11 protein-coding genes are annotated in these 14970 nt (G+C 72.5%); 8 read left to right on the top strand and 3 right to left on the bottom strand.

The features are described from left to right. The first annotated feature begins 240 nt into the window (after window positions 1–240). From DVA86_RS36315 to DVA86_RS24460, 6 genes are all read left to right on the top strand, one after another. A complete protein-coding gene (locus DVA86_RS36315) occupies window positions 241–2466 on the top strand; it encodes an amidase family protein (RefSeq protein WP_222623361.1) in 2226 nt (741 codons plus the stop codon). Between the two features lie 168 nt (window positions 2467–2634). Beyond that, a complete protein-coding gene (locus DVA86_RS24475; RefSeq protein WP_208881474.1) occupies window positions 2635–3417 on the top strand; it encodes an ABC transporter ATP-binding protein in 783 nt (260 codons plus the stop codon). Window positions 3418–3533: 116 nt separating this feature from the next. Further along, window positions 3534–6140, top strand: a complete 2607-nt coding sequence (locus DVA86_RS24470; protein WP_245997071.1) for a sensor histidine kinase — start codon at window positions 3534–3536, stop codon at window positions 6138–6140. Window positions 6141–6281: 141 nt separating this feature from the next. Continuing rightward, the gene (locus tag DVA86_RS35500) at window positions 6282–6968 is read left to right on the top strand and encodes a response regulator (RefSeq protein ID WP_245997069.1); all 687 of its coding nucleotides are present in this window, start codon (window positions 6282–6284) and stop codon (window positions 6966–6968) included. Between the two features lie 98 nt (window positions 6969–7066). Continuing rightward, window positions 7067–7465, top strand: a complete 399-nt coding sequence (locus DVA86_RS24465; RefSeq protein ID WP_208881472.1) for an OB-fold nucleic acid binding domain-containing protein — start codon at window positions 7067–7069, stop codon at window positions 7463–7465. A gap of 3 nt (window positions 7466–7468) precedes the next feature. Continuing rightward, window positions 7469–8311, top strand: a complete 843-nt coding sequence (locus DVA86_RS24460) for a DUF3159 domain-containing protein (RefSeq protein ID WP_208881470.1) — start codon at window positions 7469–7471, stop codon at window positions 8309–8311. A gap of 230 nt (window positions 8312–8541) precedes the next feature. Here DVA86_RS24460 and DVA86_RS24455 read toward each other — a convergent pair whose 3' ends face one another. Then, window positions 8542–9213, bottom strand: a complete 672-nt coding sequence (locus DVA86_RS24455) for a potassium channel family protein (protein WP_208881469.1) — start codon at window positions 9211–9213, stop codon at window positions 8542–8544. Continuing rightward, window positions 9210–9881, bottom strand: a complete 672-nt coding sequence (locus tag DVA86_RS24450) for a potassium channel family protein (RefSeq protein ID WP_208881467.1) — start codon at window positions 9879–9881, stop codon at window positions 9210–9212. Before DVA86_RS24450 ends, DVA86_RS24455 begins: the two co-directional genes overlap by 4 nt. A gap of 69 nt (window positions 9882–9950) precedes the next feature. Between DVA86_RS24450 and DVA86_RS24445 the strand changes: the two genes are divergently transcribed. Together DVA86_RS24445 and DVA86_RS24440 are read left to right on the top strand one after the other, a co-directional pair. Further along, window positions 9951–12002, top strand: a complete 2052-nt coding sequence (locus DVA86_RS24445) for an APC family permease (RefSeq protein WP_208881466.1) — start codon at window positions 9951–9953, stop codon at window positions 12000–12002. A 103-nt stretch (window positions 12003–12105) separates the two neighbouring features. Continuing rightward, window positions 12106–13509 carry a class I SAM-dependent RNA methyltransferase gene (locus DVA86_RS24440; RefSeq protein WP_208881464.1) on the top strand — a complete coding sequence of 468 codons (1404 nt, stop codon included), beginning with the start codon at window positions 12106–12108 and terminating at the stop codon, window positions 13507–13509. 395 nt (window positions 13510–13904) lie between these two features. On the opposite strand, the gene DVA86_RS24435 is transcribed toward DVA86_RS24440, so the two are convergent. Next, window positions 13905–14963, bottom strand: coding sequence for a glycoside hydrolase family 113 protein (locus tag DVA86_RS24435; protein ID WP_208881462.1), 1059 nt, complete (start codon window positions 14961–14963; stop codon window positions 13905–13907). Window positions 14964–14970: the final 7 nt, after the last annotated feature.

The raw sequence follows: 14970 nt of genomic DNA, 5'->3' as shown, positions 1-14970 counted from the left end.
CGGTCACCCGCCCAAGCCCGTCCGGCGTTTGAGGACGGACCGGAGCGGCCACAACGCGTCAGCCGGCCGGTCGGACGGCCCGCGGCCAGGCGTACCGCCGTCGTGGCCGGGTGCCGGGTGCCGGGTGCCGGGAGCCGGGAGCCGGGCCCCGGCACCCGCGCACCCCGCCCGCGGCGCAAAGTGACCGTACGCACCAGGGCCCCCTTGCGCCCCGCGCCGGCTTGTAGTCCGCTAACGCCCATGGCGAAGAGGAGCGTTGCCACACTGATCGCCGCGCTGGTCGCGGGTTCCCTGTTGACGGGTGCGCCGAATCCGAGTGCGGAGGCGGCCGAGCCCGGGGGCGGTGCGGCGCCGCCGGACGGGGTGCCTCCGACGACGGCGCTCGGCAACGGCGTCGACCTCGACACGGTGACGATCCCCGAGCTGCAGGCGCGTATGGCGGACGGTTCGCTGACCTCGCGGGCGTTGACCAACGCCTATCTGCGGCGCATCAAGGCCATCGACCCGAAGCTCAACTCGGTGCTCCGCACCGACCCGACGGCGCTGCGCCAGGCCGCCGCCAGCGACGTACGGCACCGGCGCGGCCACACCCGCGGGCCGCTCGACGGCATACCCGTGCTGCTCAAGGACAACGTGAACACCCGCGACATGCCGACGACCGCCGGTTCGCTGGCGCTGGCCGGGAAGCCGCCGCGTACGGACGCCGCCCTGGTGACCCGGCTGCGCGAGGCGGGCGCGGTCATCCTCGGCAAGGCCAACCTGTCCGAGTGGGCCAACTTCCGTGCGGCGAAGCCCACGTCGGGGTGGTCTGCGGTGGGCGGCCAGACCCGTAACCCGTACGTGCTGGACCGCAACCCCTGCGGCTCGTCGTCCGGTTCGGGTGCGGCGCTGGCCGCGTCGTTGTCGCAGGTGGCGATCGGTACGGAGACGGACGGCTCGATCGTCTGCCCGGCCGGGATGAACGGTGTCGTGGGCCACAAGCCGAGCCTCGGCCTCGTCAGCCAGGACGGCGTGGTGCCGATCTCGGCCGAGCAGGACACGGCAGGGCCGATGGCGCGCAACGTGATCGACGCGGCGCTGACCTTCGCCGTGCTCAGCGGCGCGGACAGCGCCCGCGCCGCGGACAGCGCCCGCGCCGGGGACACCGACACCGCCCCGAGCCTCGGCGACCTGCACGGCAAACGCATCGGCCTGTGGCGCCTGCCCTCTCTCGGCAAGGAGGTGGACGCGCTGATGGGCCGTACGGCGGAGAAGCTGCGCGCGGCGGGAGCCGAGGTCGTGGAGGTGACGCCGCCGTACCAGGAGCGGCTGGCGGAGCTGGAGTTCCCGGCGCTGCTGAGCGAGTTCCACCGGGACATCGACGCGTACCTCGCGACGCGCGAGGGGCCGCGCGACCTCGCCGAGCTGATCGAGCCCTTCTACTGCCCCATCGACCCCGCCATGCACCCCCGGGTGGACGAGGCCGAGACCCGCGCCGTCGACTGGATCGACCGGTCCGGCTTCTGCCGTACGGCCGCCGAACGGGCCTGGGTGCTCGGCAGCAGGAGCGCCGACTTCTACGCCCGCTTCGTGCCCGAGGCGGACCCCGACCGGCTCTGGATCACCGCCTGCTGGGTGTACTGGGGCTTCGCCTTCGACGACGCCCGCTGCGACGAGGGCGAACTGGCCGCCGACCCCGCCGCGTTCGCCGCGATGGCGGGCCGCGTGCAGCGCGCGCTGGAACTGCCCGGCGCGTACGAGGGCGACGACGCGCTCGCGGCCGCCGTACACGACCTCGGCGAGCGCTTCCGCGCCTGCGCGACGCCGACGCAGGTACGGCGGTTCGAGGCGGCGCACCGCGCGTGGCTGTCCGGCGTGCAGTGGCAGGTCGGGAACCGCGCCCGCGGCCTCATGCCCGGCCTCGACGACTACTGCGTCATGCGGCTGCACGCCGCGGGCGGCGAACCCACGTTCGCCATGCTGGAGATCGCCAACGCCGCGGAGGTGCCAGCCGCCGAGATGGACTCCCCGGCGGTCGTCGCGCTGACCGAGATGGCCATCCTCGTCGCCAGCCTCGACAACGACTTCCACTCGCTCGCCAAGGAGGCCAGCCGGGAGCAGACGGACCAGAACCTCGTCAACGTGCTCGCACACGAACGCGACGTGCCGTACGAGCAGGCCCTGGACGACGCGTTCGCCCTGCGGGACCGCATGCTGTGCCGCTTCCTCACCCTCCGCGAACGCGTCCTGCGCCGGGCGAGCCGCGAACTGGCCCGCTATCTCACGGACCTCGGCCACGGCATCCGCGGCAACGCCGAGTGGGGCCTGATCGTGCCCCGCTATCTCAGCCTCAACAGCGGCGCCGAGGGCCCGGGAGAGACCGCCGCGCCGGACCGCATCGTGTGGGCCGATCGCCCCCGCGACTCCCGCGCGGAGCCGCTGCCGCTGCCGTCCCTCGCGTGGTGGTGGGACGACCTGGTGCCGTGACCCGCCCGTGCGCCCGCCTGCCCGCGCGCCGTTCCCGTTCCGGCCCCATGACGCCGCGAACCGCCGCCGGGTACGGTCTGTCTGACCGCTCGGCGGCCGTACGGCCAGGCGGGCGCCCGCGCGGGGGAGCCGCGGGCGCAGGAGGGCGGAAGGGGCGAGGGGGGAACGATGCGCGAGCGTGCCACGGGTGCCGCGAGGGCGGCCGTCACCACGGAGGCGGAGACAGCGGCGGAGCCGGAAGCGGAACGGAAACCGGAGCCGGAAGCGGAACCGGGCGGCGCGCTCGTGCGCGTCGAGGACCTGCACCGCACGTACGGCACCGGCCCGACCGCCGTACACGCCCTGCGCGGCGTCTCGTTCAGCGTGCCGCGCGGCCGTCTCGTCGCGCTCAAGGGCCGCTCCGGGTCCGGCAAGACGACCGTGCTCAACCTCGTCGGCGGCCTGGACACACCCGGCTCCGGGCGGATCACCGTCGACGGCACCGAACTGGCCGGGCTCGGCGAGGAGCAGCTGCTGGCGCTGCGCCGCGACCGGATCGGCTTCGTCTTCCAGGCGTTCGGGCTGCTGCCCGTCCTCACCGCCGCCGAGAACGTCGGCGTCCCCATGCGCCTGCGCAGGCTCCCGGCGCGCGAGCGCGAGGAGCGCGTCGCGCTGCTGCTCGCCCTCGTCGGCCTCGCCGACCACGCCGCGCAGCGCCCCGGCGAGCTGTCCGGCGGCCAGCAGCAGCGCGTCGCGATCGCACGGGCTCTGGCCAACCGGCCGTCCCTGCTGATCGCCGACGAGCCGACCGGCCAGCTGGACGCCGAGACCGGCATGGCCGTGATGGAGCTGCTCCGCGCGGTCGTGCACAGCGAGGGCGTCACCGCACTCGTGGCGACCCACGACGAGACGCTGCTCGGCCTCGCCGACGAGGTGCTGGAGCTGGCCGACGGGCGGATACGGGAGGACTGACCGCCGCGCCCGCGGCCCCCGTACCGCTGCCCCGGTTCGCACATCCATACGGAACCCTGACGCCCGCACGCCCCCGTACGGCGCCCGTACGGGCGTCCCCCGGTGACAATGGGGGCATGTCGGCGGCACACCCCACCCGGCCCGCGCCCCGGCGCGGCACGCTGCGGATCTACCTCGGCGCCGCGCCCGGGGTCGGCAAGACGTACGCGATGCTCAGCGAGGCGCACCGCAGGGCCGAACGCGGCACGGACGTGGTCGTCGGCTTCCTGCAGCACCACGGCCGGACCCGTACGGAGAGGCTGTGCGACGGCCTGGAGCAGGTCCCGCGCCGCACGTACACGCACCGGGGCGCCGTCCTCGGCGAGATGGACACCGCGGCCGTGCTCGCCCGCCGCCCCGCCGTCGCCGTCGTCGACGAGCTCGCCCACACCAACGCGCCCGGCAGCCCGCACGAGAAGCGCTGGCAGGACGTGGAGGACCTGCTCGCCGCGGGCATCGACGTGATCTCGACCGTCAACATCCAGCACCTGGAGTCGCTGGGCGACGCCGTCGAGTCGATCACGGGCGTACGGCAGCGGGAGACCGTACCGGACGAGGTGGTGCGCCGCGCCGACCAGATCGAGCTGGTCGACATGTCCCCGCAGGCGCTGCGCCGCCGGATGGCACACGGCAACATCTACGCCCCCGACAAGATCGACGCGGCGCTCTCCAACTACTTCCGCCCCGGCAACCTCACCGCCCTGCGCGAACTCGCCCTGCTCTGGACGGCGGACCGCGCCGACGAGTACCTCCAGCAGTACCGCGAGGAGCACCGCATCCGGTCCACCTGGCGGGCCCGCGAGCGGATCGTCGTCGGCCTCACCGGCGGGCCCGAGGGCCACACCCTGATCCGGCGCGCGGCCCGGATGGCCGCGAAGGGCTCCGGCAGCGAGATCCTCGCCGTCCACGTGGCCCGCTCCGACGGGCTCACCGCCGCCTCGCCCAAGGAGCTCGCCGTCCAGCGGACCCTCGTCGAGGACCTGGGCGGCACGTACCACCACGTGATCGGCGACGACATACCGCAGGCGCTGCTGGAGTTCGCCCGCGGCGTCAACGCCACCCAGATCGTCCTCGGGTCCAGCCGCCGCAAGGCGTGGCAGTACGTGTTCGGGCCCGGCGTCGGCGCGGGCGTCGCCCGCGACTCCGGGCCCGACCTGGACGCGCACATCGTGACGCACGAGCACGTCGCCAAGGGCCGCGGACTGCCCGGCGCCCGCGGCGCCCGCCTCGGCCGGGCCCGTATCGGCGCGGGCTGGCTCACCGGGCTGCTCGGCCCCTGCCTGCTCACGCTGCTCCTCACCAGCCTCGAACCGGACCTCGGGCTCGCCAACGACGTGCTGCTCTTCCTGCTGGTCACCGTCGTCTCCGCGCTGATCGGCGGGCTGCTGCCCGCGCTCGCCTCGGCCGCCACCGGCTCGCTGCTGCTCAACTACTTCTTCACCCCGCCCGTCCACACCTGGACCATCTCCAGCCCCCGCAACCTGGTCGCGATCGTCGTCTTCGTGGCCATCGCCATCGCCGTCGCCTCCGTCGTCGACCTGGCCGCACGCCGTACCCACCAGGCCGCCCGGCTGCGCGCCGAGTCGGAAATCCTGTCCGTCCTCGCGGGCAGCGTCCTGCGTGGCGAGGACTCACTCGACGCGCTCCTGGAACGCGTACGGGAGACCTTCGCCATGGACTCCGTGGCGCTGCTGGAACGCGAGCACGAGCACGCCGGATGGAGCTGCGCGGGCAGCGTCGGCGGGGCCGGGAGCGGCGAGCCGCCGGCCCGGCCCGAGGACGGCGAGGTCGACATGCCGGTCGGCGACCGCATGATGCTCGTGCTCCGCGGGCGGGCGCTGCCGGCCGAGGACCGCCGGGTGCTGGCCGCGTTCGCCGCGCAGGCCGCCCGCGTACTGGACCGGCAGCGGCTGCTGGACGAGGCGGAACGGGCCCGCGAACTGGCGGAGGGGAACCGTATCCGTACGGCACTCCTGGCCGCCGTCTCGCACGACCTGCGCACCCCGCTCGCCGCCATCAAGGCCGCCGTCTCCTCGCTCCGCTCCGACGACGTCGAGTGGTCCGAGGAGGACGAGGCCGACCTGCTGGAGGCCATCGAGGAGGGCGCCGACCGGCTCGACCAGCTCGTCGGGAACCTGCTCGACATGTCCCGGCTGCAGACCGGCACCGTCACGCCGCTGATCCGCGAGATCGGCCTGGACGAGGTGGTGCCGAAGGCACTGTCGGGCGTCCCCGCGGGCAGCGCCGGGCTGGACATCGCGCAGTCGCTGCCGATGGTCGCCGTGGACCCCGGGCTGCTGGAGCGCGCCGTCGCCAACATCGTCGAGAACGCCGTCAAGTACAGCCCGGACGGCAGCCCGGTCCTCGTACGCGCGAGCGCGCTCGGCGAACGCGTGGAAGTACGCGTCACGGACCGCGGGCCGGGCGTGCCCGACAGCGCGAAGGACCGTATCTTCGAGCCGTTCCAGCGCCACGGTGACGCACCGCGCGGCGCCGGCGTCGGCCTCGGGCTGGCCGTCGCCCGCGGCTTCGCGGAGGCGATGGGCGGCACACTCGAGGCCGAGGACACCCCGGGAGGCGGCATGACGATGGTGCTCACGCTGCGCGCCGCCGCGCCGCCCCGGGCGGACCACGCCGCCGTACGGCCGCCGCCGGGGCGGTCCGCCGCCTCGGCCGCGCCGTGAGCGGGCCACCGTACGGTACGGGCGGCACCGGGCCGTACGGGCGGCACCCGCACCGGCATGGGCGGTACGGGCGGTACGGCTGCCGGGCGGCCCGCACGGGCCGCCGGCACGGAAGGCCCACGACAGGAAGGACGCTCCCGAATGCACCGGGTGCTCGTAGTCGACGACGAACCGCAGATCGTCCGCGCTCTCGTCATCAACCTCAGGGCGCGGAAGTACGTGGTGGACGCCGCGCACGACGGCGCCGGCGCGCTGCGGCTCGCCGCCGAGCGCCACCCTGACGTCGTCATCCTCGACCTCGGGCTGCCCGACATGGACGGCGTCGACGTCATCCGCGGCATCCGCGGCTGGACCCGCATCCCCATCCTGGTGCTCTCCGCCCGCCAGACCTCCGACGAGAAGGTGGAGGCGCTGGACGCGGGCGCCGACGACTACGTCACCAAGCCGTTCGGCATGGACGAACTGCTCGCGCGGCTGCGCGCCGCCGTCCGCCGGGCGGAGCCCGCGACGGGTGCGGGCGGCGAGGGGGTGGTCGTCGAGACCGACGCGTTCAGCGTCGACCTCGCCGCGAAGAAGGTCCACCGGGACGGCCGGGACGTACGGCTCACCCCCACGGAGTGGCACCTGCTGGAGGCGCTCGTACGGAACTCGGGCCGCCTCGTCAGCCAGAAGCAGCTGCTGCAGGAGGTGTGGGGGCCCTCGTACGGCACCGAGAGCAACTACCTCCGCGTCTACATGGCGCAACTGCGCCGCAAACTCGAGGCCGACCCGTCGCGGCCGCGGCACTTCGTGACCGAACCGGGAATGGGATACCGCTTCGAGGTGTGACGGGCCGGGTGCGAGAGACGGGCGGGGCGGGATGTGCCGCGGAATACGGGCGGGACGAGGCGTGATGGGGGCGTACGCGCACCGGTACGCTGGCGGTTATGACGGGTGCGATCCGAGACGAGAAGTCGGCCGGACGGTTCCGGCGCTTCCTGGAACGGCTGTCCTCCTCCGAGGAGGACCTCCGCTCGGCCGAGCTGCGCGAGGACGCGGTCACGACCGGTTGCACGCGGATCTGCGACTGCGGCGACCGGCAGGTCGTACGGGTCACCGGTACACTCCGCACGGTCACGCTGCGGCCGCGCGCCGGAGTGCCCACCCTGGAGGCGGAGCTCTTCGACGGCTCGGCCGCGCTGGACGTGGTCTGGCTGGGCCGCCGGGCCATCGCGGGCATAGAACCGGGCAGGAAGATGATCGCCTGGGGGCGCATCTCGATGAACCACGGCCGCCCGGTGCTGTTCAACCCGAAGTACGAGCTGCGACCCCTCGGACAGGAGTAGTGGGTGACCTCCCTCGACAAGCCGACCGGCACCGACCGGGACGGGCCGTCCGACCAGGACGGCCCTGACGCGAACGGTCTGCCAGACGCGCACGGCCGATCCGACGCGAACGGGGCGTCCGACGCGCACGGCCCGTCCGGCTCGCACGCCCTCACCGAGGCGGCCCTCTTCGAGGCGTTCGGCGGCGTGCGCGGCCTGGTGGAGACGACGGTGCCCGGCCTCGTTTTCATCCTCATCTTCACGATCAACAAGGACCTGCACGTCGCCGCGGTCGCCGCGCTGGTCCTCTCCGGCCTGCTGGGCGTGGCCCGGCTGGTTCGCCGCGACACCCTGAAGCACGCCTTCAGCGGCGTCTTCGGCGTGCTCGTCGGCGTCGTCTTCGCGATGGTGACCGGCAACGCCAAGGACTTCTACCTCCCCGGCATGCTGTACGGCCTGGGCCTCGCCCTCGCGTACCTCGTCAGCGCGGCCGTCGGCTACCCGCTGCTGGGCCTGCTCCTCGGGCCGGTCTTCAAGGAGAACCTCTCCTGGCGCACCCGCAATCCGGGCCGCAAGAGGGCGTACGTCAAGGCCAGTTACGCGTGGGGCTTCATCTTCCTCGGCAAGTCCGCGATCCTCTTCCCGCTGTACTGGTGGGCGGACCCCACGCGGTTCGGCTGGGTCACGGTGGCCCTGAAGATCCCGCCGCTGCTGCTGGCGGTCTACCTCACCTGGATCTTCCTCGCGAAGGCGCCGCCGCCGATCAATGTGATCGCGGAGATGGAGGCGGAGGAGGAAGCGGAGGAGCGGGCGAAGGCCGCGGCCTCAACCCCCACGGACGGCGCCCCCCGCCACCGCCGCGACTAGCCCTTCTGCGGCGCCGCGCCCCCTCTCAGCCTGCGGCTGGGGACGGGCCTCGCCGCATCCAGCCCGTCCGGCGTTTGAGGACGGCCCTCAGCCACAGACCGGCCGCACCCGCCGGTGGACGGACACGGCATCGCGGCCCAGCGCGCCCCGGCGACCGGCCGGGGTCCGTCCTCAATCGCCGGACGGGCTGGTTCGTCGGCTGAGCGCCGTGTTCACAGTGCCGGACGGGATCAGGTGGTGCCGCCGCGGACCGAGAGCAGGTCCTCGAGTTGCTCCTCCCGCGCCGGCGCCGCCACGAACAGGAGCTCGTCGCCGGCCTCCAGCGCGTCCTCCGGGTCGGGCGCCATCACGCGGTTGCCGCGGATGATCGTGACCAGCGCCGTGTCCTGCGGCCACGTCACGTCGCCGACGCGGGTGCCCGCGAGGGCCGCCTCCGGCGGCAGGGTCAGTTCGACGAGGTTCGCGTCGCCCTGCGAGAAGCGCAGCAGCCGTACGAGGTCGCCGACGCTCACCGCCTCCTCCACCAGCGCGGACATCAGCCGCGGCGTGGAGACGGCGACGTCGACGCCCCACGACTCGTTGAACAGCCACTCGTTCTTGGGGTTGTTGACCCGCGCGACGACCCGCGGCACGCCGTACTCCGTCTTGCCGAGCAGCGAGACGACCAGGTTGACCTTGTCGTCGCCGGTCGCGGCGATCACCACGTGGCAGCGTTCCAGCGCGGCCTCGTCGAGCGACGTGATCTCGCAGGCGTCCGCGAGCAGCCACTCGGCCTGCGGGACGCGCTCCACCGAGATCGCCGTCGGCGCCTTGTCGATGAGCAGCACCTCGTGCCCGTTCTCCAGGAGCTCGCCCGCGATGGAGCGGCCCACCGCGCCCGCTCCCGCAATCGCCACCCTCATCGCTGCTGCGCCTCCTCGGGCCCCTTCGCGAACGCCGCCTCGACGTCGGCGATCTGGTCGCAGCGCATCATCACATGCACCAGGTCACCCTCCTGCAGGACGGTCTGCGAGGTCGGCAGCATCGCCTCGCCCAACCGGGTGAGGAACGCGACCCGCACCCCGGCCTCCTCCTGGAGCTTGCTGACGCGGAACCCGACCCAGGCGGGCGACGCGTGCACCTCCGCGAGCTGTACGGCGCCGCTGGGGTCGCGCCAGAGCGGCTCGGCGCCGTCCGGGAGGAGCCGGCGCAGCATCTGGTCGGCCGTCCAGCGGACGGTGGCGACGGTGGGGATGCCCAGCCGCTGGTACACCTCGGCGCGGCGGGGGTCGTAGATGCGCGCGGCGACGTTGTCGACACCGAAGGTCTCGCGGGCGACGCGGGCCGAGATGATGTTGGAGTTGTCGCCGCTGCTGACGGCGGCGAACGCCCCGGCCTCCTCGATCCCGGCCTCCCGCAGGGTGTCCTGGTCGAAGCCGATGCCGGTCACTCTGCGGCCGCCGAACCCGGAGCCCAGCCGCCGGAAGGCGGTCGGGTCGCGGTCCACCACCGCGACGGTGTGGCCTTGCTGCTCCAGAGCCTGTGCGAGTTCGGATCCGACCCGCCCGCAGCCCATGATCACAATGTGCACGCCCGTCCCTCTCATCCCGTACAGCGGGCCGTATCAGCATCGCACGGCTGACCGCATACGATCCTCCCCGTGCCCAAGTTGACCGACGTACCGAAGCGCATCCTCATCGGCCGCGCCCTCCGCAGCGACAGGCTGGGAGAGACGCTGCTGCCGAAGCGGATCGCGCTGCCGGTGTTCGCGTCCGACCCGCTGTCGTCGGTCGCGTACGCGCCGGGCGAGGTGCTGCTCGTACTGTCGATCGCCGGGGCCTCCGCGTACCACTTCAGCCCGTGGATCGCCGTCGCCGTCATCGTGCTGATGTTCACGGTCGTCGCCTCCTACCGGCAGAACGTACGCGCCTACCCTTCCGGCGGCGGCGACTACGAGGTCGCCACGACCAACCTCGGCCGCCGCGCCGGTCTCACGGTGGCCAGCGCGCTGCTCGTGGACTACGTCCTCACCATCGCCGTCTCCATCTCTTCCGGGGTGGAGAACCTGGGCTCCGCGATCCCGTTCGTGGTGGAGCACAAGACGGCCTGCGCCGTCGGCATAATCCTGCTCCTGACGCTGATGAACCTGCGCGGTGTCAGGGAGTCCGGCACGCTGTTCGCCATCCCCACGTACTGCTTCGTCGCCGGCGTCTTCGGACTGATCGTCTGGGGCATCGTACGGAGCACGGTGCTCGGCGACGACATGAAGGCGCCGACCGCGGACTACGAGATCCACACCGAGCACACCGAGGGCCTGGCCGGCTTCGCCCTCGCGTTCCTGCTGCTCCGCGCGTTCTCCTCCGGCTGCGCTGCGCTCACCGGCGTCGAGGCGATCAGCAACGGGGTGCCCGCCTTCCGCAAGCCGAAGTCGAAGAACGCCGCCAACACCCTGGCCATGATGGGCGTCATCGCCGTCACGATGTTCTGCGGCATCATCGCGCTGGCGCTGGCCACGGACGTGAAGATGGCCGAGAAACCGGCCTCCGAGATCCTCATCGACGGGGTGCCCGCGGGCGCCGACTACACCCAGAACCCGGTCATCTCGCAGGTGGCCGCCGCGGTCTTCGGTGACGGTTCGCTGCCGTTCGTCTACCTCTCCGCCGCCACCGCGCTCGTCCTCTTCCTGGCGGCCAACACCGCGTACAACGGCTTCCCGCTGCTCGGCTCGATCCTCGCCCAGGACCGCTACCTGCCGCGGCAGTTGCACACCCGAGGCGACCGGCTGGCGTTCTCCAACGGCATCGTGCTGGTGGCCGCGGCCGCCACGATACTCGTCCTCGTGTACGAGGCCGACTCGACGCGGCTCATCCAGCTGTACATCGTCGGTGTCTTCGTGTCCTTCACGCTCAGTCAGATCGGCATGGTCCGGCACTGGAACCGGCACCTCCGGTCCGAGCGGGTGCCCGCGAACCGCCGCCACATGATCCGCTCCCGCGCCATCAACACGTTCGGCGCGTTCTTCACCGGCATGGTGCTGGTCGTCGTGCTGGTCACCAAGTTCTCGCACGGCGCGTGGGTCTCGCTGGTCGGCATGGGGCTGTTCTACGCGCTGATGACCGCCATCCGCCGGCACTACGACGGGGTGTCCGACGAGCTCGCCGCAGACGACGACAGCGGCGAGGCGCTCGTACGGCCCTCCCGCGTCCACTCCATCGTGCTCGTCTCGAAGATCCACAAGCCGACGCTGCGCGCCCTCTCGTACGCCCGGCTGATGCGCTCCGACACCCTGGAGGCCGTCACCATCAGCGTGGACCCGGCGGAGACGAAGGAGCTGCGCCGGGAGTGGGACCAGCGGGGCCTCGACGTACCGCTCAAGATCCTCGAGTCGCCGTACCGCGAGGTCACCCGGCCCGTCATCGACTACGTGAAGCGGCTGCGCAGGGAGAGCCCGCGGGACGTGGTGAGCGTGTACATCCCGGAGTACGTCGTCGGCCACTGGTACGAGCAGCTGCTGCACAACCAGAGCGCGCTGCGCCTGAAGGGGCGGCTGCTGTTCACGCCGGGCGTCATGGTGACGTCCGTACCCTGGCAGCTGGAGTCCTCCGAGATCGCCCGCAAGCGAGCCCGCAAGCGCGCCGAGTGGAACGCGCCCGGCGCCGTACGGCGGGGTCCCGTACCCGGTGCGCGCAAGAGAGACGAACACCAGCAGTAGACTGGACGGCTGTCCCTCCTTCGCACGGCCCGGCAGCCCCATTCCGGCCCGGTCCGCCGCCTTCAGCCGCCTTTCCCCGCCCCGTACTGGAGCCATCCCCCTCATGCCCGAGCACCTGCCCGACAGCGCCGACCCCTCCGCCGGCACGGAGCCCGCCGGCACGGAGCCCGCCGGCACGGAGCCCGACGCTCCCGCCGCCTCCCGCGTGGGGGAGGAGTACGAGCTGGAGGTCGGGCCCGTCGCGCACGGCGGGCACTGCGTCGCCCGTACGGAAGCGGGGCAGGTCGTGTTCGTACGGCACACGCTGCCCGGCGAGCGCGTACGCGCCCGCGTCACCGAGGGGACGACCGCCTCCAGCTACCTGCGCGCAGACGCCGTCGAGGTCCTCACCGCGTCCAAGGACCGGGTGCCCGCCCCCTGCCCGTACGCCGGACCCGGCCGCTGCGGCGGCTGCGACTGGCAGCACGCCAAGCCGGGCGCGCAGCGCCGCCTCAAGGGCGAGGTGCTCACCGAGCAGCTGGCGCGGCTGGCCGGGATGACACCCGAGGACGTGCACTGGGACGGCACCGTCGAGCCCGCACCCGGCGACAAGGTGCCGGCCGGCGAGGTGCCCCAGTGGCGTACGCGCGTGCAGTACGCCGTGGACGCGGAGGGCCGCGCGGGGCTGCGCCGGCACCGTTCGCACGAGGTCGAGCCGATCGACCGCTGCCTGATCGCGGCGCCCGGCGTGACCGAGCTGGGCATCGAGAAGCGGACCTGGCCGGAGCTCGCCTCCGTCGAGGCCATCGCCGCCACCGGCTCCAACGACCGCCAGGTGGTGCTCACCCCACGCCCCGGCGGCAGGCTGCCGCTGGTGGAACTGGACCGTCCGGTCTCGGTGCTGCGCGTCGGCGAGAAGGACAAGGCGGTACACCGCGTACACGGCCGCCCGTACGTCCGCGAGCGCGCCGACGACCGCACCTGGCGCGTCGGCGAGGGCGGCTTCTGGCAGGGCCACCCGCAGGCGCCCGGCATGCTCGTGGACGCGGTGATGCGCGGACTCACCCCGCGCAAGGGCGAGATGGCGCTCGACCTGTACTGCGGCGTCGGCCTCTTCGCGGGCGCCCTCGCGGAACGCGTCGGGGAACGCGGCGCGGTGCTCGGCATCGAGTCCGACAAGCGCGCGGTGGAGGACGCCCGGCACAACCTCGACGACTTCCCGCGCGTCCGCATCGAGCACGGCAAGGTCGACGCGGTGCTGCCCCGTACGGGCATCACCGAGGCCGACATCGTCGTCCTCGACCCGCCCCGCGCGGGCGCGGGCAAGCGCACGGTGACCCACGTCGCGGGCCTGGGCCCGCGCCGCATCGCGTACGTCGCCTGCGACCCGGCGGCCCTGGCCCGCGACCTCCGCTACTTCGCGGACGCGGGCTATGTCCCGCACTTCCTCCGGGCGTTCGACCTGTTCCCGATGACGCACCACATGGAGTGCGTCGCGATCCTGGAGCCGGCGAAGAAGCGGCGCTGACCTGAGGTTTTGTGCGTGCGCATGATGTGCGGTGTGGGCGTTACGGGCGATATCCTGACGCTGAAATGACGCTCGTGACGCTCAGTTGACGCTCGTTCTGATGGGGCGTCAGGCGCTTTGTCGGGCAGGTCAGGGCCCGGCAGGGCGGCGTATGTCCATGGGGCGCGGAGCGTGAGCGACGCCGAGCGCAGACCTGCTGAGTCCTGCGGCTCGTTGGCCGTGCTTGCTTCGTGGCTGCTCTGTGGTCGTGGGGTGGTGCCTTTCGACGAGCGGGGCAGGGCGTGGCGGGGGACTGTCAATGATGCGCGGGATCGCCGGTTGTGCCGCGTCCCCGGACCCCGCCAGACACTGCCGACCGATCGAGCACGGAGAAACGATGAAGGACTTCCAGGGCCTCATCCAGCCCTCACGTCTTGATCCGAACGGACTCGGTCGCGGTAGTGGCCGGCGATTGCGGCGAAGGCGGCCTTGGGCTCCCAGGGCAGGTCGGGGTATGTGTCGCCGTGGCGGTCTTCGAGGATCTTGACGATGCCGAGGCTGGCGAGGTCGAGGTCGTCGCGAGGATCGCCATCGGGGCGGTGGGGCAGGTTGTACAGCGCGAAGAGGAACACGAAGGCGCTGTCGACGCCCTCGCTGTCGAAGATCTCCAGCAGCTCGCTCAGGTAGGCCGCTTGGCCGGCCTCGTCGCGCTCGTATTCCCCGGTCAGCCGGATCGGCGCCCCGGTCGCTTCGTCGGTTTCGAGGATTTCCATGCTGCGGGGCGCGACGTCACCCGCGCCGCGCCAGGTGGCGGTGCCGAAGCCGGTGACAGCGACCGGTTTGGGCTGTGCGACGAGGCTGCGCACGGCTTCTCGGAATCGGTCGGCTACCTCCGCAGATCGGATGAGTTCGAAGGTCGTGAAGTCGAACAAGTCCCAGTCGACGGCTTCGAACTGGATGGCGGCGTAGGTGACCTTGCCGTGGAAGCGCTCGCGGACCACCGCCACGGCTTCGCGGAGGAAGGTGTTGAGGCGGGTGCCGACCGCGGCGATTCTCTCGGGCCGACGGGCCGGGTCGCTCAGTAGCCAGCCGAGTCGCTCTTCGGTGCCGTCGCCTTCGAGGAACCCATGGTTCATGACGCTCAGCTCGGCGCCGGTAACGAACACGACCTCGGCTCCCTGCGTCCGGAATCGCTCGGCCCGCTCTGCGCAGTCAGCGATCAGGGTGAGGATTTCCTCGGTCGTCAGCTCCAGCGGGTAGGGCGAGAACCAGATCTCCAGTCCGAGCTCGGCGGCGTGACGGGCGGCGAGTTCCAGGCGGCCCGGGTCGCCGCCGGTGATGTGGACCGCAGTGCAGTGGAGATCGTCACGGATGATGGTCAGCTCCTTCTTGACCAGGTCGGGGTCGAAGTGCTCCCGGGAGCTGCTGCCGTTGCGGAGGAAGCCGGTGTCGTAGCAGATGCCCTTGGCTCGCATGCGTCTG

Origin of the sequence: Streptomyces armeniacus (assembly GCF_003355155.1) — a bacterium.
Lineage (GTDB): Bacteria > Actinomycetota > Actinomycetes > Streptomycetales > Streptomycetaceae > Streptomyces > Streptomyces armeniacus.
This window is presented reverse-complemented; position numbering and strand designations above follow the sequence as displayed.

Excerpts from the sequence above, each read along its gene's own strand:
- DVA86_RS24435 (WP_208881462.1), bottom strand. The coding sequence starts at position 14,963 with ATGCGAGCCAAGGGCATCTGCTACGACACCGGCTTCCTCCGCAACGGC.
- DVA86_RS35500 (WP_245997069.1), top strand. The coding sequence starts at position 6,282 with ATGCACCGGGTGCTCGTAGTCGACGACGAACCGCAGATCGTCCGCGCT.
- DVA86_RS36315 (WP_222623361.1), top strand. The coding sequence starts at position 241 with ATGGCGAAGAGGAGCGTTGCCACACTGATCGCCGCGCTGGTCGCGGGT.
- DVA86_RS24440 (WP_208881464.1), top strand. The coding sequence starts at position 12,106 with ATGCCCGAGCACCTGCCCGACAGCGCCGACCCCTCCGCCGGCACGGAG.
- DVA86_RS24455 (WP_208881469.1), bottom strand. The coding sequence starts at position 9,213 with ATGAGGGTGGCGATTGCGGGAGCGGGCGCGGTGGGCCGCTCCATCGCG.
- DVA86_RS24475 (WP_208881474.1), top strand. The coding sequence starts at position 2,635 with ATGCGCGAGCGTGCCACGGGTGCCGCGAGGGCGGCCGTCACCACGGAG.
- DVA86_RS24465 (WP_208881472.1), top strand. The coding sequence starts at position 7,067 with ATGACGGGTGCGATCCGAGACGAGAAGTCGGCCGGACGGTTCCGGCGC.
- DVA86_RS24470 (WP_245997071.1), top strand. The coding sequence starts at position 3,534 with ATGTCGGCGGCACACCCCACCCGGCCCGCGCCCCGGCGCGGCACGCTG.